This window comes from Nioella nitratireducens (assembly GCF_001879715.1).
Classification (GTDB): Bacteria; Pseudomonadota; Alphaproteobacteria; order Rhodobacterales; family Rhodobacteraceae; genus Nioella; species Nioella nitratireducens.
Window position 1 is genome coordinate 123,426 of record NZ_MNBW01000012.1, and the last position, 23,369, is coordinate 146,794.

A 23,369-nucleotide genomic window follows, 5' to 3' on the forward strand; every position below is an offset into this window, starting at 1 on the left:
AAGGATGCCACTCTTTGTCCTCCTCGTGGGGATCTGCGCCGTGGCCATGTTGATACCGGCGGCGGTGGCGCTGGCCGAGGAAGGCTTTCGCACGGCGCGCAGTTTCTTCTATTCGGCGCTGCTCTTTGGCATCCTGACGCTTGTCGTGGGGATGGCCACCCAGGGTATCAAACCCTACGGCACCGCGCGCTCGCATCTGGCGGGGCTGGTGGCGGCATATGCTTTGCTGCCGGTCGTTCTGGCGGTGCCTTTCGTCGATGCGATCGGCAATACCCGGTTTTACAACGGTTATTTCGAGATGGTGTCCTGCCTGACAACGACCGGCGCAACCCTGTTCGACCCGGCCCGATTGGGCGATGCGCTGCATCTGTGGCGGGCGCTTGTGGGCTGGATGGGCGGGCTGCTGGTCTGGGTGACGGCGGCGGCGGTCATGGCGCCGCTTAATCTTGGCGGCTTCGAGGTGTCGTCGGAAACGCGGGCTGGCGATGTGCCGGGCTCGGCGGCGCAGATGCAGGCGGCGGCCCCCACGGTGCGGCTGCGCAAGGCCCTGCGCCATCTGGCGCCGACCTATCTGTTGCTGACGGGCCTTCTGTGGCTGTTGCAGCTTGTGGCGGGCGAGGGCGATCTGGCCGCGCTGATCCATGCGATGTCTGTCATGTCGACCTCTGGGATTTCGCCGGACGGCACCCTGTCGGGGGGGCAAGGCGGTTTCGTCGCCGAGCTGTTCATTTTCGTCTTCTTCCTCTTCGCGCTGACCCGGCACAGCTTTGCCGACCGGCTGAGGATCGACACGCCGCGCCTGCTGGTTCAGGACCGAGAGCTTTTGTTGGCCCTGAGCCTTGTTTTCCTGCTGACCGCCTTGCTGTTCGTGCGGCATTGGATCGGCGCGCTCGAGGTCAATGACGTGGACAACGGACAGGCGGCCTTCGCGGCGCTTTGGGGCACGCTGTTCACCGCCATGTCATTCCTGACCACCACCGGGTTCGTCTCGGATTTCTGGATCGAGGCGCGCAGCTGGTCCGGGTTGCCGACACCGGGGCTGGTGCTGCTGGGGCTGGCGCTGATCGGCGGCGGGGCGGCGACCACGGCGGGCGGGATCAAGCTGATCCGGGTTTATGCGCTGTATAAACACGGCGCGCGGGAACTGGGCAAATTGACCTACCCCAATTCGGTGGCGGCAGGTGGGCGGCTTGGGCGGCGGATTCGGCGGGAAGGCGCCTATATTGCCTGGGTCTTTTTCATGTTGTTCATCCTGTCGATGGCGGCGGTGATGGTTGCGCTGTCGCTGGCGGGGCTGGGGTTCGAGCCGGCCTTTGTGCTGTCTGCCGCGTCGCTGTCGACCACCGGGCCGCTGGCGGCCTTCGGGGGAGGGCAGCCCATCATTTACGGGGCGCTTGGCGATGCGGCCAAGGGTGTGCTGGCCGCCGCGATGATCCTTGGTCGGTTGGAAACGCTGGTGCTGATCGCGCTCTTCAATCCGGGCTTCTGGCGCATCTGATGGACGGGCTGTGAATGCTGCATTTGCAAAGGCTGCGCGGATCACTTTGAAATCGGGGTGGAATTCCGCGAAAAACATGCACATACTCAGAGTCAGGTTTTCCTCGCGTTCCGAGACAAGGGACGGCAACAAAAAATAAGGCAAGGGTCCCGATGGCCGAAAATAAGCAGAATTTGCAGGATGCGTTCCTCAATCACGTGCGAAAAACCAAGGTTCCGGTGACGATCTTTCTGATCAACGGCGTCAAGCTACAGGGCGTGATTACCTGGTTTGATAATTTCTGTGTGCTCCTGCGCCGCGACGGGCAATCGCAATTGGTCTACAAGCACGCCATTTCCACCGTGATGCCGGCACAGCCCATCAACCTCTACGACGGGGAAGAGTGAGCGACACCGGATTAGCTGGCCCCACCCGCGCCATCGTCCTGCATCCTGACATCCAGTCAGAGCGGGATCGGCGCGCCGCTGGCCCTGCATTGGAAGAAGCCGTGGCACTTGCTGCCGCCCTCCCCGATCTGGATGTCGAGGGGGCCGAAATCGTGCGCCTGCCGCGCGCCCATCCCGGCCTGCTGTTCGGGTCCGGCAAGATCGCCGAGATCAAGGCCCGCATCGAAGCTGCCGAGGCCGATCTTGTCCTGATCGACGGCCCCGTCACGCCGGTGCAGCAGCGCAACCTTGAAAAGGAATGGGGGGTCAAGCTGCTCGACCGGACCGGCCTGATCCTTGAGATTTTCGCCGATCGCGCCCGCACGCGCGAGGGCGTGTTGCAGGTGGAACTGGCCGCGCTGTCCTATCAGCGCACGCGGCTGGTCCGCGCATGGACCCACCTTGAACGGCAACGCGGCGGGCTTGGCTTTGTCGGTGGCCCCGGCGAAACCCAGATCGAGGCCGACCGCCGCGCCATTGACGAGGCGGTGACGCGGATCCGGCGGCAGCTGGCCAAGGTGGTGAAAACCCGCGCCCTGCACCGCGCCGCGCGCAAGAAGGTGCCTTACCCGGTGGTCGCGCTGGTGGGCTATACCAACGCCGGAAAATCCACCCTGTTCAACCGCTTGACAGGGGCCGAGGTGATGGCCAAGGACATGCTCTTTGCCACGCTCGACCCGACAATGCGCGCCGTCGGCCTGCCCGATGGAACCGAGGTGATCCTGTCCGATACCGTGGGGTTCATCTCGGACCTGCCGACGCAACTGGTCGCGGCCTTCCGCGCGACACTGGAAGAGGTGCTGGACGCCGATCTGATCGTGCATGTCCGCGACGTGGCCCACCCCGAAAGCGAGGAACAGGCCGAAGATGTGGCCGCGATCCTCGCCGATCTGGGTGTCGACGGCGAGACGCCGATGATCGAGGTGTGGAACAAGATCGACCTGCTGGAGGACGCGCGCAGGTCCGAGGTGCAGGTGGCGGCGGCGCGGCGCGACGATGTTTTTGCGATCTCGGCGTGGACCGGGCAGGGCATAGACCCGCTTTTGGTCGCCGTGTCCGAGTGGCTGTCGCCGCCGCGGTTTCGCGCGGAACTGGACCTGCCCTTTTCAGCGGGGCGCGCGCGGGCATGGCTCTATGAACAAGGGGTGGTCGAAGGTGAAGAGCAGCGCGAGGATGGCGTGCATCTGGTGGTGAACTGGACCGCGCGTCAGAAAAAGGCGTTTCAGGCGGTGTCCTGACGTCCGGCCCATGACGTCAAGTCGCTCGTCTTTCGCCGCTGTCTTTCGTAGGATGACCTGACCGACATGACGGGGCGCATCCGCCCTGTGCGAGACCGCGCCAGAAAGAGAGAGTGCATGGGGTTCTTTGCCGATTTCATCCCCCGAACCGGGGACAAGGGGCTGACCAAATGGGCCCATTATTTCGAGGTCTATGAACGCGAGCTGACCCGGTTTCGGCGAGAGCCGGTGACATTTCTGGAAATCGGCGTATTTCGGGGCGGCTCCTTGCCGATGTGGAAAGAATTTTTTGCCGACGGCTCGACCCTTGTGTTCGTCGATATAGACCCCGAGTGCAAAGCACATGAAATTCCCGGCACGCATGTGGAGATCGGCAATCAGGCCGACCCGGCCTTTCTGGCGTCCCTTGTGGAAAAATATGGCCCCTTTGACGTCATTCTCGACGATGGAAGTCATGTCTGTGCCCACCAGATCGCGTCGTTCAACGGCCTGTGGCCGCATCTAGACAAACGTGGGGTCTATCTGGTCGAGGATTGCCACACGTCCTATTGGCCCGGTTTCGGGGGGGGCTATCGCAACGAGGCCAGCTTTATCGAGTTCGCCAAGCGGTTGGTGGACAAGATGCATTCCTGGTACACGGATCAGGATGGCCTGTTTCCCTTCGACCAGATGGCGCGCGTCCTTTGTGGCGTCCGGTTCTACGACAGTATCGTGGTGTGTGAAAAATCCGCCGATCCCGAGCCGCCCGTTTCCCTGTTCATCCGCAATGGCGAGGTGAGCGGGTCGCGCAAGGCGTTGGAGATTCGCAATCGCAGTTCGGTGTTTTCCGGCAAGGATGGCCGCTAGGGGGCGGCTTGGTCGCCACTATCGCCGTGCTTTCACCTCACGCAAGACGAACACGCGAATGGCCGAAGCCAGTCCGCTTTCCAGGCCGCGCGCTGCATCGACCTCGGCGGCGAGGTCGTTGACGGACAGGCCGCGCGCGGTGGCCAGACGCCGAAACTCTTGCCAGAACGGATCTTCCAGCGAGACGGAGGTGCGGTGTCCGTGCAGGGTGAGCGAGCGTTTGATGGGGCGGGCTGACATGGCCTGATCATGCCACGGGGGACAGACCGCGCGATAGCCCCATCGCGGGTGTGTCGCGTAGTAGCACCGCTTCGAACGGTTTCAGGGTGGGCCGGGCGGCGCGTTGCATCTTGTCCCGCACGTGGGGGGCGAGCGATCTGCGAAGGGATGGGGCCATGGTGCGCAGGATACGGGGGGCGGGTTGAAAGCTCTCGGTTGCCAGCCCGTCGGAAAAGAGCACCTCGTGCCGATCACAAAGCAGGTGAACATAGGTGATCTCGCGCAGGCCCTTGTCCTGCGCCACCCGGCTGCCGTCGATCAGGGCCTTGGCGGTGGCGAAAACCTCGGCCTCGGGCACATGCAGACCGTCGCCGGGAAAACAGATGCGGTGTTGTGGCGAGACCAGCATATCCCGCGCCGGGCAGCCGGGGCCAAAGGCGTCGCGGCGGATGCGGATCGGGTGCAGGTTACCAGCGATCCGGGCAAGGCCGGGAACGGTGCTTTTTCCGACCCATACCAGCGGCTGCCAGCCATTGTCGGCAGTCTGCACGCGGTCGCCGGGCCGCAGCCGCCCTGCCGCCACCGGGCCGCGCGCGGTTTCGATCCGGCAATCGGGGGTGTAACAGATCACCTCGTCATAGGGGATGCCATCGGTGTCGTGCCAGCCGCCTGCAAAGCCGGTGACGGTGCTGCCCTCGTCAAAGGCCGATCCCGCCATCGGGATCATGTAATAGCCGTCCGAGGTGTAGCTGTAGATCACCTCTTCGGAATGCTCGGTGCCATCGCTGTCCTCGAATGTGGTTTCGATGGTTCCAGACCATTGGACATCATGGGTGTCGCCGCCGACCGTCAGGGTTTCCGAACCGTCGCTGTCCCGCCCGGCCCAGTCGAGCGTGTCGTCATCGTCGGTGATCACCGCCTCTTGCGCATTGGCATAGCTGGTGAAGCCCTGCCATGCATAGACCTTGACCGCGTGTTCGGTTGTGTCCGCGTGATCCGCGTCGCTTTTGGAATGGTGGTGTTTCGACATGCTGTCCCCCGTCTCCCGCTTGGGTGCGGGCAGGGTGGGGGCAAAATCTTTCGATCCGGTTTACGCATCGGGATCTTCGCGGCGATGACCGCCCAGTCCCTTGTCCGCCTTGTCGGCGCGGGCACGATCCAGCGCCCTTTCGGCTTTGCTGCGGCCATGCTTGGCCACGTTTTCCTCGGCGCGGGCCTTTTTCTCGGCCCGCGCCTTGGCTTTTCGAAACCGGTTCAGGTTGACCGGCTCGGACATGTCAGGCCTTGGGGCCGATCATGTTTTCGGGGCGCACGACCGCCTCGAAGGTTTCCGCATCGACGAAGCCAAGCGCAATGGCCTCTTCCTTCAGCGTGGTGCCATTCTTGTGCGCGGTCTTGGCGACCTTGGTGGCGTTGTCATAGCCGATGGTGGGCGCCAGCGCCGTCACCAGCATGAGCGACTCTTGCATCAGTTTTTCGATGCGCGGCTCGTTGGCCTGAATGCCGTTCAGCATCCGCTCGGTAAAGCTGTCGGCGGCGTCGCCCAGAAGCTGGATGGATTGCAGCAGGTTGTAGCTCATCATCGGGTTGTAGACGTTCAGCTCAAAATGGCCCTGGCTGCCTGCGAACTTGATCGCCGCGTCGTTGCCCATGACGTGGGCGGCGACTTGCGTCAGCGCCTCGGCCTGCGTGGGGTTCACCTTGCCCGGCATGATCGAGCTGCCGGGTTCATTTTCCGGCAGGATCAACTCGCCCAGGCCCGAGCGGGGGCCGGAGCCGAGGAAACGGATATCGTTGGCAATCTTGTAACAACTGCCCGCGACCGTGGCCAAGGCGCCCGACAGGAACACCATGGCGTCATGTGCGGCCAGCGCCTCGAACTTGTTGGGCGCGGTGACAAAGGGCAGGCCGGTGATCTCGGCCATGTTGGCGGCGACGGTCTCGCCCCAGCCGGGCTTGGTGTTCAGGCCGGTGCCCACGGCGGTGCCACCCTGCGCCAACTCGTAGATGCCGGGCAGCGCCGCTTTCACCCGCTCGATGCCCTGACGGATCTGGTGGGCGTAGCCGGAAAATTCCTGGCCCAGGGTCAGCGGCGTTGCATCCTGCGTATGGGTGCGGCCGATCTTGATGATGTCCTTGAACTCTTCGGACTTGGTGTCCAGCCCGACCAGCAGCTTTTCCAGCCCCGGCAGCAGGACGTCGCGCACGCTCATCGCGGTGGCGATATGCATCGCGGTCGGGAAGGTGTCGTTCGACGACTGGCCCATGTTGCAGTGATCGTTCGGGTGCACCGGGTCCTTGGTGCCGATGGTGCCGCCGAGGATTTCGATGGCGCGGTTGGCGATCACCTCGTTCGCGTTCATGTTCGATTGCGTGCCCGAGCCGGTTTGCCACACCACCAGCGGGAAATTGTCATCGAACTTGCCGTCGATCACCTCGCCTGCGGCCTGAATGACAGCGTCGGCGATGGTTTCGCCAAGCGCGCCGGACTGCTTGTTGGCCATGGCGCAGGCTTTCTTGATGACCCCAAGGGCGCGCACGATGGCGACCGGCTGTTTTTCCCACCCGATGGGGAAGTTCATCAGCGAGCGCTGCGTCTGCGCGCCCCAGTACTTGTCGGCGGGAACTTCGAGCGGGCCGAAGCTGTCGGTCTCGGTGCGGGTCGCGGTCATCTGGTGTGATCTCCTACTGATCTCGTTGCGACAGGCTATAAGGGCCATGCGACACGGGGGCAATTCCCCCGTGTCATTGTTGGCGCAAACAGACGCAGTCAGGGCGGGCGGCGCGGCGACCGACAGGCACGCTCTACAGCCGGTACCCTCCCGACACGGTCAGCACCTCGCCGGTGATCGCCCCGGCGGCATCGCTGGCAAGGAAGCGCACGGCCTCGGCGATGTCCTGGGGCCGGGCAAGTCGCCCCAGTGCGGTTTCGGCGAGGAAGAGCGCGGTCAGGTCATCGGGGCGCGGCTCCTCGGGGATGTTCACCGCGCCGGGGGCGACGGCATTCACACGAATGCCGCGCGGTCCGAGTTCCTTTGCCATGGCCTTGGTCCAGAGGTTGAGCCCGGCCTTGCTGGCCCCGTACAACGCCGCGCCCTTGGGGGGCAGAACGGCATTCACCGACGAGATGTTCACGATCGCCGCGCCCTCCTGCAGATGGGGCAGGGCCGCCGCCAGCAGCGCGCCGGGCGCAAGCAGGTTCACGGCGAGTTGGGCCTGAAGCGCGTCGGGATCGACCTGATCCGGCGGTGAGGACGCCACTAGACCGGCATTGTTGACGATCACGTCAAGCCGACCGAAGCGCGCGATCACAGCGTCAATGACGGCCTGCGCCGCGTCCGGTCGGGTCAGATCCGCCTGAAGCGCCAACATGTCGGACGGCATCGTTTGCGGTGTGGTGCTGAGCCATGTGAACGCGACATGATGATCATATGCGAACCCTTCGGCAATGGCCTTGCCGATCCCGCGCGCGCCGCCGGTGATGAGGGCCACCTTGTTCATCCCCGTCCTCCCTTTGGTTGCAGCCTAGGAGGGGTGGCCGGGAACCGCAACGGTGTCAGGAACCGGGGCAGGAGAACCGATAGACCCGAGCGGGCGGCAGATTGCCCCAGATCTTGCGGCTGGTGGTCCATGTCAGGCCCATGGCCTCGCGGATCTCGGTCTTGACCGGGGGCTTGGGGCCATAGGTGAACTGGATATAGGTGCCCGCCGTGCCGACCTGCTTGAACGTGCCGGTCAGGATCGCGTTTTGCAGCTCATAGGGCATCGACAGCAGCGGCAGGCCGGAAACCACCGCCTGCGCGCCCTCGACCTCCAGATCGCCGACATCGCCCGCCGACATCTGGTAGACGTTGAGGCCCGGAAAATCGGCGCGCAGCTTGTCGCAGAAGATCGGGTTCATCTCGATCGAATGCACCTTTTCGGCCGGAATGCCCCGGTCGAGGATCGCTTGCGTGATCCGGCCCGTGCCTGCGCCAAGCTCGATCACCGGGCCGCCGGCAGGGTCGAGTGTGGCCGCCATTTCCGCCGACAAGGCCCGAGACGAGGGTGCCAGCGCCACCACCTGGTGCGGTTTCGTCAGCAGTTGTCCAAGGAAAAGACCGATATCGCTGGCCATGATGCCTCCGCCAAAATCCTGTGTTCAAAAGCCACGCGCGCGGGCGCATGGCAAGGCGGAATCCGCGTTGTCACAAAAGGATTACGCGCCGGTCAGTGGTTCTTGCGGAACGCATCGAGACGCACGACCTCGGCATCGTTGCCGTCGGCACCATCGTCGCTGTCGTCACCCTCATCCGCGTCCTGCCCGGTCGGCGGCTCGTCTTCGGGGTCTTCGTCGCCATGGCTTTCGAACCGCAGACCGAATTCCACCGATGGGTCCACGAAGGTCAGGATCGCATCATAGGGGACGCGCAGCGGCTCGGGGCTGTCGCCAAAATTCAGCGTCACCCAAAAGCCGTCATCATCCACGCGCAGATCATCGAACCAGTTCTGGATGACGATGGTCATTTCTTCGGGGTAGCGGTCGCGCAGCCAGTCGGCGATGTCCACATCGTCGTGGGTGGTGTCGAAGGTGATGAAAAAGTGATGTTCGCCCGGCAATCCGCGCTCGGACACGTCGCTCAGCACGGTCTGGATCAGCCCCCGCATGGCGCGGTGCATCAAGCGTCCATAGGCTATCGTGTCGCTGGTTTCGTCACTCATTCAACAGCATCCCCTTTGCAGTCCCGCCCACCATAGAAGATTCGGAGGCGAAGGAAAGGTGCTGCCCGCCGCACTGCGTCATATTCCCCGGACAGCCCTGAAACGCGGTCGGATTTTCCACATCGCATCCGTGCCTTCGCCCTAAAATCACCAAGATGAAAGGCCAGTCTCCGGGGCAATCGAGCAAGAACAAGATCGGACCGGACCGCGCATGACCCGAGCAGACCTCCCCCCCGGAATCGGGGAAAACGACATCGCCATCGTCGGGATGGCGGCGCACCTTCCCGGTGCGGATGGCGTTGAGGCCTATTGGCGCAATCTGCGCGACGGGGTGGAGTCGATCCGAACCCTGACGCGCGCGGAATTACTGGCCGCAGGCGAAGCCCCACACCTGGTCGACCGCCCCGATTACGTGCCCGCCGCCGCCGTTCTTGACGGGTTCGAGCGCTTCGACGCGGAATTCTTCGGGCTCTCCCCGAAAGAGGCCGCGATCATGGACCCGCAGCATCGCCAGTTCCTCGAATGCGCATGGGAGGCGATGGAGCAATCCGGGCATGTGCCCTCGCAAACGCGGGGAAATATCGGCGTTTATGCCGGGTGTGGCATGGGCAGCTATTTTTATTTCAACGTCTGCTCGAACCGGGATCTGGTGGACCAGACCGGCATGTTCCTGTTGCGCCATACCGGCAATGACAAGGATTTCATGGCCACGCGGGCAAGCCATGTCTTTGACCTGCGCGGTCCTTCGATCAACCTGCAAACGGCTTGTTCCACATCGCTCGTCGCCACGCACTACGCCTGTCAGGCGCTGCTGTTGGGGGAATGCGACATGGCCCTTGCGGGGGGCGCGACGATCGAGATGCCGCATGGGCGCGGGTATCTGTTCAAAGAGGGTGAAATCCTCTCGCCCGATGGCCATTGCCACGCTTTCGACCACCGGGCACAGGGCACGGTCTTCGGCTCGGGGGCGGGCTGCGTCGTGCTGCGCCGCGCCGCCGATGCCTGGGCTGACGGCGATCATATTTGGGCCATAATCAAGGGCTCTGCGGTCAACAATGATGGCGCGGATAAGGCAGGCTATCTTGCCCCGTCGGTCGGCGGGCAGGCAGACGCGATTGCCGAGGCGCAGGCGCTTGCCGGCGTGAATGCGGGCACCATCGACTACGTCGAATGTCACGGCACCGGCACCTGGCTGGGCGACCCGATCGAGGTGGCGGCCCTGACCGACGCCTTCCGTCGCACGACCGATGCCGACGGCTTCTGCCGCATCGGTTCGGTCAAGACCAATATCGGCCATCTCGACACTGCGGCAGGCGTGGCAAGCCTGATCAAGGCATCGCTGGCCCTGCACAACCGGCAAATCCCGCCCTCTCTGGGGTTCGAGAAACCCAACCCTGCCATCGGCTTCGACGGCTCGCCCTTCCGGGTGAATGACCGGCTTACGGATTGGCCGCACACCGACCACCCGGCGCGGGCCGGGGTGAATTCGCTCGGCGTGGGCGGCACCAACGCCCATGTGGTGCTGGAGGAAGCGCCCAAGCGCGCGGCCTCTGAACAATCGGACTGGCCGTTTCAATTGCTTTGCCTGTCGGCCAAGGGCAAGTCGGCGCTGGAAGGCAATGCCGCGGCCCTTGCCGCGCATCTGGAGACCCATGGCCAAGACGATCTGGCCCACGACGATCTGGCCGACATGGATCTTGCCGATGTGGCATGGACCCTGAAAGAGGGGCGTCACGGCTTTGATCGCCGCCGCGTGCTGGTGGCCGAAACCCCAGCGGACGCGGCCGCAGCCCTGCGCGAGAACGATCCGCGCCGGGTCTTTACCCATACCGTTGTGTCCGACAACCCTGACGTCACTTTCATGTTCCCTGGCGGTGGGGCGCAATACGTGAACATGGGCCGCGACCTCTATGAGACAGAGCCGGTCTTCGCCGACTGGATGGATCAGGGCCTCGCCCTTCTGGAACCCAAGCTGGATTTCGACATTCGCGCCCTTTGGCTGCCCGAACCGGGGCAGGAAACGGCGGCGGCCGCGCGGCTTACGACCCCCTCGGTCCAACTGCCGCTGATCATGATCGTGGAATACGCGCTGGCACAGCTCTGGATCAGTTGGGGCGTGCTGCCCAAGGCGTTGATCGGTCATTCCATGGGCGAAAACACCGCCGCCTGTCTGGCGGGAGTGATGAGCTTCGAGGATTGCATCGGTCTTGTGCACCTGCGCGGCACCTTGATGGATTCCGTGGAAAAGGGTGGCATGTTGACCGTTGCGCTTTCGCCCGAGGCGCTGACGCCCTATCTCGGCGGCGATCTCGATTTGGCCGTGGTGAACGGCCCCGAAATGTGCGTGGCCTCTGGTGCGAACGCGGCCTTGGATCGGCTGGCCGATCGGCTGACCGCCGAAGATATCCATTGCCAGCGCATTGCCATCGACATCGCCGCCCATTCCCGGCTGCTCGACCCGATCCTCGACCGTTTTGGCGCTTTCCTGCGCTCTATCGACCTGCACCCGCCACAGATCCCGGTGATCTCGAACCGCACGGGCCGCTTCCTGACGGCAGACGAGGCGACCGACCCCGACTACTGGGTGCGCCACCTGCGTGGCGCGGTGCGGTTTGCCGACGGGCTGGCGACGCTCGCCGAAACGCCGACCCGCGTGTATCTTGAGGTCGGGCCGGGCAAGGCGCTGACATCTCTCGCGGGGCAGCACCCGGCCATCGACCCCAACCAGACGATCAATACCCTGCGCCACCCCGACGACCCGACACCCGACGACGCCTATTTCCTTGCCACGCTTGGCCGGATCTGGGCGGTCGGCGGCAGCTTTGACTGGGGCCAGTATTGGGGTGAGGCCACGCGCAACCGCGTTGTCCTGCCAACCTATGCCTTCCAGCGCGTGCCCTATTTCATCGACCGCGCCGACCCGCAGGCAGAGGCCAGCACCGACTGGCTGATGCGCGAAGAAGATCGTGAAAAATGGGCGTGGAAACCGGTCTGGCGACCCACCTACGCCCCGTGCGAAGTGGACGTGGCGGGCGACCTGTCGGACGCGGAGCAAGAGACATGGCTGCTCTTCGCCGATGAAACCGGGCTGGCCGACCGCATCGCCAGCCGCCTGCTGCAAGCGGGCCAGACTGTCACACTGGTGCGTCCGGGCGATGCCTTTGCCCGTGAAGGCGAGGATTACAGGCTCGCGCCGGAACGGGGCCGGGAAGGGTATGACCAATTGCTGCGGGCACTTGCGGCCGAGGATCGCCTGCCGACCCGGGTCGCGCATCTGTGGCTGTTGACCGAGGGCGAGCATCATCGGCCCGGATCGAGTTTTTTCCACCGGATGCAGGAGCAGGGCTTCTGGTCGCTCTTCTACCTCGCGCAGGCTTGGGCCGATGAGGGCACCGGGCCGCTTCATATCGACGTCTTTACCAACGGGGCCGCAAAGGTGCGGGACGAAAAGCTGTCTCAGCCTGAGAAATCCACTGTCATGGGGCCGGTCCGGGTGATTCCGCGCGAATTTCCGGCCCTGTCAGTCGCCACGCTGGATATGGACCGCCCGGATGAGGCGGCCGCGTTGGAAGAACTCCTGTCCACCCCCGCCAATCGGGTGGCGGCGACCCGCGCAGGCAAACGCTATGAACAGGGCTGGCGCCAGACCGATCTGCCGACGGCTGATGCGCTGGACATCCGCGAAGGCGCGACAGTGCTGCTGACGGGCGGCTATGGCGGAATAGGCACCTCGGTCGCCGAGACGCTGATCCGCCGACACAAGGCGCGCATCGTCCTGGTGTCCCGCTCGGGCCTGCCGCCACGCGACCGGTGGCAGACGCTGCTGAAGAACGCTGTTCCGACCGACCGCACCGCCGCCCGTATCCGCGCCGTTCAGCGGCTGGAGGCGGCGGGTGGAGAGGTTCTGCCGCTTGCCGCCGATGTGTCCAATGTCGAGGATATGCGTGCCGCGATTGCCGAGGCCGAGCGCGCCTTCGGCCCGATCACCGGCGTTATCCAAGGCGCGGGCGTGATCGACGACGCGCCGATCCTTGCCAAGTCACCGGCCAGCATCGAGGACGTGTTCACTCCAAAGGTTCACGGCACGCAGGTGCTCGATCAGCTTTTCCCCGATGGCTCGCTCGACTGGATGGTGCTGTTTTCCTCCAGCTCAACCGCCACCGCCCCGGCAGGGCAGGTGGATTATGTCGCGGCCAACGACTACCTCAACGCCGTGGCCAAGGCGCGCGCCGGGGGCAAGACCCGCGTTCTGGCCATCGACTGGGGCATCTGGTCCGATGTGGGCATGGCCGCCGAGGCCATGCGCGCAAGGCAAGCCGAGCCGCCCGCGCCGGTGGCGGTCGATCTGCCGCTGCTCGACCAGGCCGGGTTCGACGCCGACGGCAACCGCCACTTCCTTGCGGACTGGACCCCGCAGGACCGGTGGGTGCTGGACCAGCACCGCACCAAAGCGGGCGACGCATTGTTGCCCGGCACCGGGTATCTGGAACTGGTGGCCGAGGCGCTGCAAGGGCAGGGGGAAGATCGGCCCTTCGAGATAAGCGACCTGTGGTTCCTGAGCCCCCTGCGCAGCGGGGATAGCCAGACCACGCGCCTGCGCCTGACCCTGCCGCGCAGTGATCAGGGCTATGGCCTGCGCGTCGAAAGCGCACCTGAGGGCGCGGGATGGACGCTGAACGCCGAGGCCGAGATCCGGCTGATGCCGATGGAGGCCCCCGCGGCGCTGGACATCCCGGCGCTTGAGGCCCGCATGGGGCCGCCAGAGATCGCCGCGCCGGGCCGCAGCCTGACCTCGCCGCAAGAGGCGCATTTGCGCTTCGGCCCAAATTGGCGCGTCCTGCGCGAAACGCGCACAGGGCAGGGCGAAGGGCTGGCCCGGCTGTCGCTCGACACGCCCGCGCCGGGTTATGCGCTGCCGCCTGGGCTGGTCGATCTGGCCACCGGATGGGCGATGGCGTTGATCGAGGGCTATCGCAACGACGTGCTGTGGGTGCCGGTCAGCTACGCATCGGTGAAGGTCCATCGTGCGCTGCCCGCTCAGATCCTATCCTATGTCCGTAATGCCGGGTCGAACCGGGCCGGGGATCAGACCGCGAGTTTCGACATCACACTCGCCGCCCCCGATGGCACGGTTTGTGTCGAGATCTCGGGCTTTACCATCCGCCGCCTAGCGGGCGACATCGCCTTTGGCGCCGCGCCGGTCGCACCACCGGAACAGACCGGTCCGCGCCCGCTGTCCCCGACCGAAGACCGGTTGCGCCACAACATCGCACAGGGCATCCGCCCCGAAGAAGGCGCCGAGGCGTTCTTGCGCGCGCTGGCCAGCCCCCTGCCGCAGGTGGTGATTTCCTCGCTCGACCTGCCGTCGCTGATCGCGCAGGCCGGCCAGGACAAGGCCGACGCCGCGCCCGAGGCGGGCTTTGCGCGGCCCGACCTTGACAGTGATTTCGTGACGCCAGAGGGCGCGGTCGAGGAAACCCTCGCAGGGTTCTGGCGCGAGTTGCTGGGCGTCAGCCAGGTCGGGGCGCAAGACAGTTTCTTTGACCTTGGCGGGCATTCCCTGATCGCCGTGCGCCTCTTTTCCATGATCAAGAAGACATGGTCGGTGGAGTTCCCCATCTCGGTTCTGTTCGAGGCACCCACGATCCGCAAGATCGCGGCGCTGATCGGCGACCGGGGGGACAGGGCCCCCGACGCCCCCGCGCAAGCAGAACCGGCGCGCCGCTTTACCCATCTGGTGCCGATGCATCAGGGCGAGGGGGGGGCAAAAACGCCCTTCTTCCTCGTCGCGGGCATGTTCGGCAACGTGCTGAACCTGCGCCATCTGGCGCATCTTCTGGGCCATGACCGCCCCGTCTACGGCCTTCAGGCGCGTGGCCTGTTCGGAGACGCCGCCCCGCACCGCGCCATCCCCGAAGCGGCACGCGATTACCTTGCCGAGATCCGGGCGATTCAGCCCGAGGGGCCCTATCTGCTTGGCGGCTTCTCCGGCGGTGGGATCACCGCCTATGAAATCGCGCAACAGCTGCGGGCGGCGGGCGAAGAGGTGCGCGGGCTTATCCTGCTGGACACGCCATTGCCGCAACGCCGCCCGCTTGGCCGCGCGGATCGTCTGGCCATCCAGATGCAGGAGCTCAAATCCGGTGGGCTCGCCTATCCGGCACGCTGGCTGGCCCGGCGCCTCCGCTGGGAAATCGCCAAGCGGCGCGGCAAGACGGATGAGACCGGCGAGACGCCGCAATTCCACAATGCGGCCATCGAAGCGGCCTTCCTTGAGGCGGTCGCCAACTACGCCCTGCGCCCGTGGGACGGGCCGATGACACTGTTCCGTCCGCCGCTGGTGGGCAAGTGGCAGGTGGCCGACGGACGGCTGATCAACTCGGAACGCGCCTACGTGACGCCGGACAATGACTGGACGCCCTACGCCCCCGCGATCGAGGTGATCGAGGTGCCCGGCGACCACGATTCGATGGTGCTGGAGCCGAATGTCCGCGTCCTGGGTGCCCGCATGGCCCGCGTGATCGAGAGTGCCGACCGCGCCCGGCAGGTCGCGCAAGCGTGGGAGGGCAGTCATGCCGCCGAATGATCCCAAGCTGCTGACCGTCATCCTCAACTGGCGCACCGCCGACATGACCCTGCGCGCGGCGCAAACCGCCCTGCGCGAAATGGAGGGGATCGCGGGCGAACTGATCCTTGTCGACAACAATTCTCAGGACGGCTCGTTCGAGCAGATGCGCCGCGTGGTCGCCGAACGGGGCTGGCCGCGCTGTCGCGTGCTCCAGTCTGGGCGGAATGGCGGCTTTGGCGCGGGCAACAATGTCGGGCTGCGCGCGGGCCTGTCGGATGGCAGCCGCCCCGATTATGTCTATATCCTGAACTCTGACGCCTTTCCCGATCCCGGCGCGATCCGGACGTTGCTGGACCATCTGCAAGCGCATCCCGAAACCGGTTTTGCGGGCAGCTACATTCACGGGCCGGATGACGAGCCGCACCTGACCACCTTCCGCTTTCCCACCATCGCCAGCGAATTCGAGGGCGCGGTCCGGCTTGGCCCGGTCAGCCGATGGCTGCGCAATCAGGCGGTGCCGGTGCCGATCCCCGACCATACCACGCGCGTCGACTGGCTGGCTGGCGCGAGCCTGATGATGCGGCAGAGCGTGCTCGAAGAAATCGGCCTCTTCGATGAGACCTTCTTTCTCTACTTCGAGGAGACCGACCTTTGTCTTCGCGCGAAGGTTGCAGGCTATCCAACGGATTTTGTGCGGGAAAGTTCTGTTACCCATATCGGGTCTGCCTCAACCGGCATGAAGACCTGGCGCGCCGTTCCGGGCTACTGGTTCGACTCGCGCCGGTATTACTTCGAGAAATCCCACGGGCGGTCCTATGCTGTTGCCGCCACCGCCGCGCATCTGGCAGGCGGCCTGCTGCACCGGCTGCGCTGTGCCCTGACGGGGCGCAAACCGGCCGATCCTCCGGGGTTCCTGCGCAATCTCATCTCTCACCAGTTCCGCAAGGCCCCGGTTCGGGCCAAAGCCGAGGCCGCCCCGGCCCCGCGCATGAATGGAGTGTAACCCATGTCCCAATTCTCCTCGCTTATCATCGGTCACGACACGCTCGCGCTCAATTGCGCGCGGATGTTGGCGGCGGCGGGACAGCCGATCGCGGCGGTCGTGTCGCGTTGTCCGGAATTGCGCGCGTGGACCAAGGCGGAAGGGCTGCCGCTGATCGAGACGGGTGCTGACCTGAAGGACCGCCTTCAAACCTTTGAATTCGATTACATCCTGTCCATTGCCAACCTTGATATTCTTCCCGATGACGTAGTGGCGCTGGCCCGCAACGGCGCGGTGAACTTCCACGACGGTCCGCTGCCCGCCTATGCCGGGCTGAACGCTCCGGTCTGGGCGCTGTTGAACGGCGAGACCAGCCATGGCGTCACATGGCACCGGATCGGCGGCGGCATCGACGCGGGCAATATCCTTGCGCAGAAGATGATCGACATCGCGCCGGATGAAACCGCGCTGACGCTCAACACAAAGTGTTTCGCCGCCGGGCTGGAAAGCTTCGGCACCGTGATCGACGCGTTGGCCGCAGGGCAGGATCAGGGCACACCGCAGGATCAGTCGCAGCGCAGTTATTTCGCCCGCTCCGCCCGGCCAGAGGCGGCAGCGGTGATAGATTTTTCGCACAAAAGCAATGAGATCATTCGTCTTGTTCACGCTCTGGATCACGGCGATTATCCGAACCCGATGGCTTGCCCAAAGCTCGCCACCGGTACGGAATATCTACTGATCGGCGGCGCCACCATGGCCAAGGCCGCCGGCACCCCGGGCGAGGTTCTGGAGGTCACGGGTGGCACCGCGACCATCGCTACGGCCGACGGGGCGGTGACGCTTGGCAAGGTTCGCGCGCTCGATGGGGCGCTGGTGATCCTTGCCGATCACCTGACGGCGGGGCTGGTGCTGCCGTCGCTTGACGATCCCGAGGCGCTGACGGATGCGATCGCCAAGGCCGCCCCGTCCGAACCGTTCTGGCGCAAGCGGCTGGCCGATGTCACCCCCGCCACATTCGCATTCCATCCCGGCGCGGGCACTGGTCGGGCCGCCTGTCCCGTCGATGCGCCCGCCGGGATGGACCCCGTGCAGATTCTCGCCCGGTTCGCCTGCCTTGTGCTGCGCAAGGGCGAGGGCGTGGCGGTGGACCTTGCCTATGGGTTTGGCGCTGTCAGCCCGGTTTTGTGCCCATGGGTGCCGGTCGCCATGACCCCCGAGGGCACATTGGCCGAGGCCGAAGCCCGTTTTGCCTCGACGCTGGAAGAGGCCCGCGCAAAAGGCCCCTTCGCTGCCGATCTGCCCGCGCGCATTCCCGGTCTTTCAGGGCTCGGCACCCCCGATTTCGCCATCGGGGCGCATCCCGTTCCCGGCGCGGCCCTGACCCTGTCGGAAGACGGCACGCAGCTTATGGCCGACCCCGCCCGCGTCTGCCCCGAGGGCTTGCAACTTTTCGCCGCGCGGCTGTCGCATGTGCTTCAGGCGGACCCGGCCACGCCGGTCGCTGACCTCTCGATCCTGCCGGACGCGGAACGCCAGCGCCTGCTGGTCGAATGGAATGCCACGGAAACCACCTATGACCGTGACACCTGCATTCACCAGATGTTCGAGGCTCAGGTGGCCCGGACCCCTGACGCCACCGCGCTGATCTTCGAAGGCGAAAGGCTGACCTATGCCGACCTCAACACTTGCGCCAATCGCGTCGCGCAGGTGCTGGCGCAAATGGGCGTGGGCCGGGGCGATCTGGTGGGCCTGCACATCCGCCGGTCCGCCGACCTGCTGGTGGGCGCGATGGCGATCCACAAGGCGGGCGGGGCCTATGTGCCGCTCGACCCGGATTATCCCTCCGACCGCATCGCGCTTTACGTCGAGGACAGCGGTGCGAAGGCGATCCTGACCGAGGCCGCCTTGACGGCCCATCTGCCGCCCCACAGGGCACAGGTGCTGGAAATCGACGCCGATCCCCGCATTGCCTCCGCCCCAAATTCCACACCCGACAGTGGCGTGACCTCGGATGATTTGGCCTACCTGATCTACACCTCCGGCTCTACAGGTCGGCCCAAGGGCGTGATGATCGAGCATCGCAATGTCTCGAATTTCTTTACCGGCATGGACGCGCGGATCGACCATGAGGGCGGCGGCGTCTGGCTTGCGGTCACGAGCCTCAGTTTCGACATCTCGGTGTTGGAACTGTTCTGGACCCTCGCGCGCGGCTTTACCGTGGTGATCTCGGGCGATGAAAACCGCACGCTGGTCAGCAATGGCCGCATCGGCCAGACCGGCCGGGGCATGGAATTCAGCCTCTTCTACTGGGGCAACGACGATGGTGTTGGGCGCGACAAATACACCATGCTGCTGGACGGTGCGACATTTGCCGACCAGAACGGGTTCTGCGCAGTCTGGACGCCCGAACGCCATTTCCACGCCTTTGGCGGCCCGTATCCGAACCCCTCTGTCACCGGCGCCGCCGTCGCTGCCGTGACCCGCAACCTGTCTGTGCGGGCGGGGTCTTGCGTCGCACCGCTGCACCACCCGGCCCGCATCGCCGAAGAATGGGCGGTGATCGACAACCTGACGAACGGGCGCGCGGCGCTTGGTATTGCCAGCGGTTGGCAACCCCATGATTTCGTGCTGCGCCCCGAGAACACACCGCCCGAAAACAAACCCGCCATGTTCAAGGCCATCGAGACCCTGCGCGCGCTTTGGCGCGGCGAAGAGGTCGCGTTTCCCATGGCCGACGGCACCATGCACCCCGTCCTGACCCAGCCGCGCCCGGTCTCGGAGGAACTGGCGATCTGGGTCACCACGGCGGGCAACCCCGATACGTGGCGCGAAGCCGGAGAGATCGGCGCCAACGTCCTGACGCACCTTCTGGGGCAGTCGATTGACGAGGTGGGCGACAAGATCAAGCTCTACCATCAGGCGCTGCGCGCTGCGGGCCGCGACCCGGCGAACCACACCGTTACGCTGATGCTGCACTCCTACCTCGCCAAGGACCGAGAGGAAGCCCGCGAGGTCGCGCGGGGACCGATGAAGGATTACCTGCGGTCGGCGGCGGGGCTGATCAAGCAATTCGCATGGGCCTTCCCGGCTTTCAAGAAACCCAAGGGCGTGTCGAACCCGATGCAGCTCGACCTCGGCGTGCTGTCGGAAGACGAGTTGGAGGCAATTCTCGATTTCGCGTTTGAGCGCTATTTCAACGACTCCGGCCTTTTCGGCACGGTCGAAGACGCGCTGGATCGGGTCGAACAGCTCAAGCGGATCGGCGTCGATGAAATCGCCTGCCTGATCGACTACGGGATCGAGCGTCAAAAGGTGCTGGACGGTCTGCGCCCGATTGCCGAGGTTTTGAAGCGCGCCAATGCGGGCGATGCGCTGGCCGAGGATGACTATTCCATCGCCGCGCAGATCGTCCGTCACGGTGTCACCCATATGCAATGCACGCCCTCCATGGCGCGGATGCTGGTCGGCAATGACGAGGCGCGGATGGCGCTGAAACGTGTGAACAACCTGATGATCGGGGGCGAAGCGCTGCCCGGTTCGCTGGTGGCGGAGCTTCAGGCCGCCACCGGCGCCCATATCGAAAACATGTATGGGCCCACGGAAACGACGATCTGGTCCACCACAGCCACCGCCACGGTGGGCGAGGCGATCGCCGGCATCGGAACGCCGCTTGCCAATACGCAGGTCTATGTTCTGGACGATGCGATGCAGCCGGTGCCCACCGGCGTTCCGGGCGAGCTGTATATCGGTGGCGAAGGCGTCGCGCGCGGGTACTGGCAGCGGCCCGACCTGACGACCGAACGGTTTCTGCCCGATCCGTTCAGACCCGGAAACCGCCTCTACCGCACCGGCGACCTCGTGCGTTGGCGGGCCGATGGCGGGCTCGAGTTCCTTGGTCGCGCCGACCACCAGATCAAGCTGCGTGGCTATCGCATCGAACTGGGCGAGATCGAAAGCCGGATCGACACCCTCCACGGCGTGCGCCAGTCGGTCGTCATCCCGCGAGAGGACACCCCCGGCAACGTGCAGCTCGTGGCCTACTATATCGAGGCCGCGCCGGTAGACCCTGCCAGGATCCGCGACCATCTGGCCGCTGAGCTGCCCGCGCATATGGTGCCCGCCCATGTCGTGCGCATGGAGGCCTTTCCCCTCACACCCAACAAGAAGATCGACCGCAAGGCGCTGCCCGCCCCCAAGGCCCGCGCCACGAGCGCCAATGTCACCCCGATCACGCCGCAGGCCGGAACGGCTGGCAAGATCGCCGCGATCTGGACGAAAATCCTTGGGGTCGAGGGCATCGGTCCGCAGGATCATTTCTTTGATCTCGGCGGGCATTCCCTGCTGGCGGTGCAGGCCCATCGTGAGATCCGGGCCGCGCTTGGGGCCGATCGCCTGTCGATCACGGATATCTTCCGCTTCCCGGTGCTGTCCGGCTTGGCGGCCGAGGTCGATCGGCTGACCGGCGGCGAGACGCCCGCGCCCGAAACGCCCCCCTCTGCGGCCCCGGAAACGCGCGCCGGTGATCGGGCCGGTGATCGGGCCGAGGCCATGTCGCGCCGCCGCCAGATGCGTGCGGCCCGGACGGGACGGGGATAAAGCGCATGTTCAAGGAACTGGTAGACCACACCTGGCGCGGCGCCCGGATAGGCTTTGGCGAGGCACTGGCCAGCGATGGCCATGGCTTCTGGCCCGGCGAGGCCCCGGCCATGACCCGCGCCACACCGGCCCGGCAGGCCGAGTTTGCCGCGGGCCGTGCCGCCGCGCGTCAGGCCCTGCGCGCCATCGGCCTTGTGCCCTTTGCCATCCCGATGGGCCCGGACCGCGCCCCGATCTGGCCCTCGGGTGTGATCGGGTCGATCACCCATCATGACGGGCGCTGTCTGGCCGTCGCCGCGCGGCGTCAGGCGATGGCGGGCCTCGGGATCGACGTCGAACCATTGGCCCCGCTTGCGGCGGATCTCTGGGACGAGATTCTGCTGCCGGCAGAGCGGGCGTGGCTTTCGGGGCAGGCGGATGACCTGCAAGCGGTGCTGGCCCGTATGATTTTCGCCGCCAAAGAGGCAACCTACAAGGCGATTTACCCCCGCACGCGTCAGGTCGTGGGCTTTGACGCCATGCAGATCCGGCCCGATCCGGCCCGTGGCCGCTACACCGCGACCCTGACCCGCGCCTATGGCCCGCTGCCCTCTGGCGCGCGTCTGCAAGGGCAGTTGGCCTTTCGCGATGGCTTGATCTGCACGTTGATCGGCCTGCCAGTGGGCACGGCCCCCGCGGTCGATGCCGATGCGGAAATGGATTGTTTCCACGCAATCGCAAGCTGACGCGTGGAAATTTGCCCTGATTTTGCCTAGATTGAGGCGGAACCAAGGCAGCGCGGGGGCGACTGCCATGATTTGGCCCGGTTTCCGGGCCGCGAGTTTTGACGCCCGCAGGCGGAACGTTTGCGGCGATGAAGTTGAAAGGACTGCCCCCGATGGGTCCGATTTCGAGTGTCCGCGATATTCCCCGCATCCTGCTGCGCCGGTCCTGGATCGTTTTGCTGATTCTGGTGGTGGGCCTGCCGGTGTCGGTGTTCTACGCGCTCAGCCAGCCGCGCGTGTACGAAGCGACGGCGGTGGTGCAGATCGAATCCGCGCAGGTCGTCGAGCGTCTGACCAGCACCCAAAGCGGCACCCCCGCCAGCACGATAAACCCGACCAGCGAGTTGGAGCTGATTGAACAGCAACTCATGTCGCGCGATCACGTCACCTCGGTGCTTGACGATTTCAACCTGTTCCCGGCCATCCCGTCGCTGACCGAGCGTGTGGCGCTGGTGCGTCGGGCGGTCAGCATCGACCCGTTGATCGACCCGCAAAATATCTGGCGCGCCGATGTTCAGCCCTCGGGGCTAGCGATCACGGTGCGGCTTGGCGACCCCGATGTCGCCGCCGCCGTGGCCAACCGCTTTCTCGACAGGGTGCTGGAAGAAGCGCAGCAGCGCACGTCGGGCCGGACCGAACGAACGCTCGACTTCCTCGTCACCGAGGAAGACCGTCTGACCGCCCGGATCGAGGCGTTGGAACGCGAATATGCCCAGTTCCGTCAGGACAACGCCGATGCGCTGCCCGACGCGATTTCCTCGCAGCGCACGCAACTGTCGCGGCTGGAAGAAAGCCGCATGACCCTTGAGGAACAGGTGATCCAGCTCGAAAGCGATAGCGGGCGCCTCTTGGCCGAGTCCCGGCAACGCCAGCAGGAATTGCTGGCGCAACGGCTGGCGTTGGTGACCGAGTCGATTGCCGAAATCAACGACACGCTCGCCGCCGCGCCCGAGGTTGAGCGTCAGACCGGCGTCTATGACCGCCAGTTGGAACAGTTGCAGGGCGAATTGACTGTCGTCACCGAACGGCGCGCGCAGGCCGCGATGAACCAGTTGCTCGACAGCCGCAATCAGGCCGAGCGTTTCGAGGTGCTGGAAACCGCCATCCCGTCGGAATACCCGGTTTCCGCCAGCCGCAAGAAAATGGCGGTGGCGGGTGGGGTTCTGACCGTCATCCTCGCACTCGCAGCGGCGCTTGGGTTGGAAATCCTCGATGGCCGCCTGCGCAGCCCGTTGCAGATGGAGCGTGAACTGGGCGTGCGCCCCGTGATCAGCATTCCCAATCTCACCACTTCGGGGCAGGTCCGCCGCAAACGCATCTCGTGGGTCGCGGCGCTGCTGGCCCTGGTGTTGGGCTCTGTCGTGGTGGTCCGGGGATGGTTCCGCGATCGCGCACAAGACCCGGCGCGCGACCCGTTCGAGCGGCTCGACCGGCCAGTCGCGGCGCGCAGCTAGATGTGAGCTTTCAACAGGTTGTCCATTCGATCCTGACCGAGTTGGTTGGAGTTACCAAGCTTCAACACTGTTCGGAGG

16 protein-coding genes are annotated in these 23,369 nt (G+C 65.2%); 9 read left to right on the top strand and 7 right to left on the bottom strand.

What is annotated here, in order from left to right; genetic code table 11:
• Nucleotides 1-4: 4 nt before the first annotated feature.
• The 4 genes from BKY27_RS13560 to BKY27_RS13575 all read left to right on the top strand — a co-directional run bounded on the left by BKY27_RS13560 (nt 5) and on the right by BKY27_RS13575 (nt 4,007).
• Nucleotides 5-1,498, top strand: coding sequence for a potassium transporter TrkG (locus BKY27_RS13560; protein ID WP_233491840.1), 1,494 nt, complete (start codon nt 5-7; stop codon nt 1,496-1,498).
• Nucleotides 1,499-1,650: 152 nt separating this feature from the next.
• The gene (hfq, locus tag BKY27_RS13565) at nt 1,651-1,884 is read left to right on the top strand and encodes an RNA chaperone Hfq (protein ID WP_025312876.1); all 234 of its coding nucleotides are present in this window, start codon (nt 1,651-1,653) and stop codon (nt 1,882-1,884) included.
• Nucleotides 1,881-3,161 carry a GTPase HflX gene (gene hflX / locus BKY27_RS13570; protein ID WP_071675031.1) on the top strand — a complete coding sequence of 427 codons (1,281 nt, stop codon included), beginning with the start codon at nt 1,881-1,883 and terminating at the stop codon, nt 3,159-3,161. The genes hfq and hflX overlap by 4 nt, the downstream gene beginning before the upstream one ends.
• 117 nt (nt 3,162-3,278) lie before the next feature.
• Nucleotides 3,279-4,007 (top strand): class I SAM-dependent methyltransferase, encoded by a 729-nt coding sequence (locus BKY27_RS13575; protein WP_071675032.1) that lies wholly within the window; start codon nt 3,279-3,281, stop codon nt 4,005-4,007.
• 18 nt (nt 4,008-4,025) lie between these two features.
• Here BKY27_RS13575 and BKY27_RS13580 read toward each other — a convergent pair whose 3' ends face one another.
• From BKY27_RS13580 to BKY27_RS13610, 7 genes are all read right to left on the bottom strand, one after another.
• Nucleotides 4,026-4,247 carry a ribbon-helix-helix domain-containing protein gene (locus tag BKY27_RS13580; RefSeq protein WP_071675033.1) on the bottom strand — a complete coding sequence of 74 codons (222 nt, stop codon included), beginning with the start codon at nt 4,245-4,247 and terminating at the stop codon, nt 4,026-4,028.
• A 7-nt stretch (nt 4,248-4,254) separates the two neighbouring features.
• Nucleotides 4,255-5,256 (bottom strand): Hint domain-containing protein, encoded by a 1,002-nt coding sequence (locus BKY27_RS13585; protein ID WP_071675034.1) that lies wholly within the window; start codon nt 5,254-5,256, stop codon nt 4,255-4,257.
• Nucleotides 5,257-5,316: 60 nt separating this feature from the next.
• A complete protein-coding gene (locus BKY27_RS13590) occupies nt 5,317-5,502 on the bottom strand; it encodes a DUF4169 family protein (protein WP_071675035.1) in 186 nt (61 codons plus the stop codon).
• Between the two features lies 1 nt (nt 5,503).
• A complete protein-coding gene (fumC, locus tag BKY27_RS13595) occupies nt 5,504-6,898 on the bottom strand; it encodes a class II fumarate hydratase (protein ID WP_071675036.1) in 1,395 nt (464 codons plus the stop codon).
• 133 nt (nt 6,899-7,031) lie between these two features.
• Nucleotides 7,032-7,727: an SDR family NAD(P)-dependent oxidoreductase gene (locus BKY27_RS13600; RefSeq protein WP_071675037.1), complete on the bottom strand. Its 696-nt coding sequence runs from the start codon at nt 7,725-7,727 to the stop codon at nt 7,032-7,034.
• Between the two features lie 55 nt (nt 7,728-7,782).
• Nucleotides 7,783-8,343, bottom strand: coding sequence for a class I SAM-dependent methyltransferase (locus BKY27_RS13605; RefSeq protein ID WP_071675038.1), 561 nt, complete (start codon nt 8,341-8,343; stop codon nt 7,783-7,785).
• A gap of 92 nt (nt 8,344-8,435) precedes the next feature.
• On the bottom strand, nt 8,436-8,927 hold the full coding sequence (locus BKY27_RS13610; protein ID WP_071675039.1) for an SspB family protein: 492 nt from the start codon (nt 8,925-8,927) through the stop codon (nt 8,436-8,438).
• Between the two features lie 211 nt (nt 8,928-9,138).
• On the opposite strand from BKY27_RS13610, the gene BKY27_RS13615 reads away from it, so the two are divergent.
• The 5 genes from BKY27_RS13615 (at nt 9,139) to BKY27_RS13635 (ending at nt 23,291) form a co-directional block, all read left to right on the top strand.
• Nucleotides 9,139-15,513 carry a type I polyketide synthase gene (locus tag BKY27_RS13615; RefSeq protein WP_071675040.1) on the top strand — a complete coding sequence of 2,125 codons (6,375 nt, stop codon included), beginning with the start codon at nt 9,139-9,141 and terminating at the stop codon, nt 15,511-15,513.
• A complete protein-coding gene (locus BKY27_RS13620) occupies nt 15,500-16,498 on the top strand; it encodes a glycosyltransferase family 2 protein (RefSeq protein WP_071675041.1) in 999 nt (332 codons plus the stop codon). Before BKY27_RS13615 ends, BKY27_RS13620 begins: the two co-directional genes overlap by 14 nt.
• 3 nt (nt 16,499-16,501) lie before the next feature.
• On the top strand, nt 16,502-21,073 hold the full coding sequence (locus BKY27_RS13625) for a MupA/Atu3671 family FMN-dependent luciferase-like monooxygenase (protein ID WP_071675042.1): 4,572 nt from the start codon (nt 16,502-16,504) through the stop codon (nt 21,071-21,073).
• Nucleotides 21,074-21,078: 5 nt separating this feature from the next.
• Complete coding sequence (locus BKY27_RS13630) at nt 21,079-21,798, top strand: 4'-phosphopantetheinyl transferase family protein (RefSeq protein WP_071675043.1); 720 nt, start codon at nt 21,079-21,081, stop codon at nt 21,796-21,798.
• A gap of 134 nt (nt 21,799-21,932) precedes the next feature.
• Nucleotides 21,933-23,291, top strand: coding sequence for a Wzz/FepE/Etk N-terminal domain-containing protein (locus BKY27_RS13635; protein ID WP_158514984.1), 1,359 nt, complete (start codon nt 21,933-21,935; stop codon nt 23,289-23,291).
• The last annotated feature ends 78 nt before the right edge of the window (nt 23,292-23,369 follow it).

Excerpts from the sequence above, each read along its gene's own strand:
- BKY27_RS13560 (WP_233491840.1), top strand. The coding sequence starts at position 5 with ATGCCACTCTTTGTCCTCCTCGTGGGGATCTGCGCCGTGGCCATGTTG.
- hfq (WP_025312876.1), top strand. The coding sequence starts at position 1,651 with ATGGCCGAAAATAAGCAGAATTTGCAGGATGCGTTCCTCAATCACGTG.
- BKY27_RS13575 (WP_071675032.1), top strand. The coding sequence starts at position 3,279 with ATGGGGTTCTTTGCCGATTTCATCCCCCGAACCGGGGACAAGGGGCTG.
- BKY27_RS13580 (WP_071675033.1), bottom strand. The coding sequence starts at position 4,247 with ATGTCAGCCCGCCCCATCAAACGCTCGCTCACCCTGCACGGACACCGC.
- BKY27_RS13585 (WP_071675034.1), bottom strand. The coding sequence starts at position 5,256 with ATGTCGAAACACCACCATTCCAAAAGCGACGCGGATCACGCGGACACA.
- BKY27_RS13590 (WP_071675035.1), bottom strand. The coding sequence starts at position 5,502 with ATGTCCGAGCCGGTCAACCTGAACCGGTTTCGAAAAGCCAAGGCGCGG.
- fumC (WP_071675036.1), bottom strand. The coding sequence starts at position 6,898 with ATGACCGCGACCCGCACCGAGACCGACAGCTTCGGCCCGCTCGAAGTT.
- BKY27_RS13600 (WP_071675037.1), bottom strand. The coding sequence starts at position 7,727 with ATGAACAAGGTGGCCCTCATCACCGGCGGCGCGCGCGGGATCGGCAAG.
- BKY27_RS13605 (WP_071675038.1), bottom strand. The coding sequence starts at position 8,343 with ATGGCCAGCGATATCGGTCTTTTCCTTGGACAACTGCTGACGAAACCG.
- BKY27_RS13610 (WP_071675039.1), bottom strand. The coding sequence starts at position 8,927 with ATGAGTGACGAAACCAGCGACACGATAGCCTATGGACGCTTGATGCAC.
- BKY27_RS13615 (WP_071675040.1), top strand. The coding sequence starts at position 9,139 with ATGACCCGAGCAGACCTCCCCCCCGGAATCGGGGAAAACGACATCGCC.
- BKY27_RS13620 (WP_071675041.1), top strand. The coding sequence starts at position 15,500 with ATGCCGCCGAATGATCCCAAGCTGCTGACCGTCATCCTCAACTGGCGC.
- BKY27_RS13625 (WP_071675042.1), top strand. The coding sequence starts at position 16,502 with ATGTCCCAATTCTCCTCGCTTATCATCGGTCACGACACGCTCGCGCTC.
- BKY27_RS13630 (WP_071675043.1), top strand. The coding sequence starts at position 21,079 with ATGTTCAAGGAACTGGTAGACCACACCTGGCGCGGCGCCCGGATAGGC.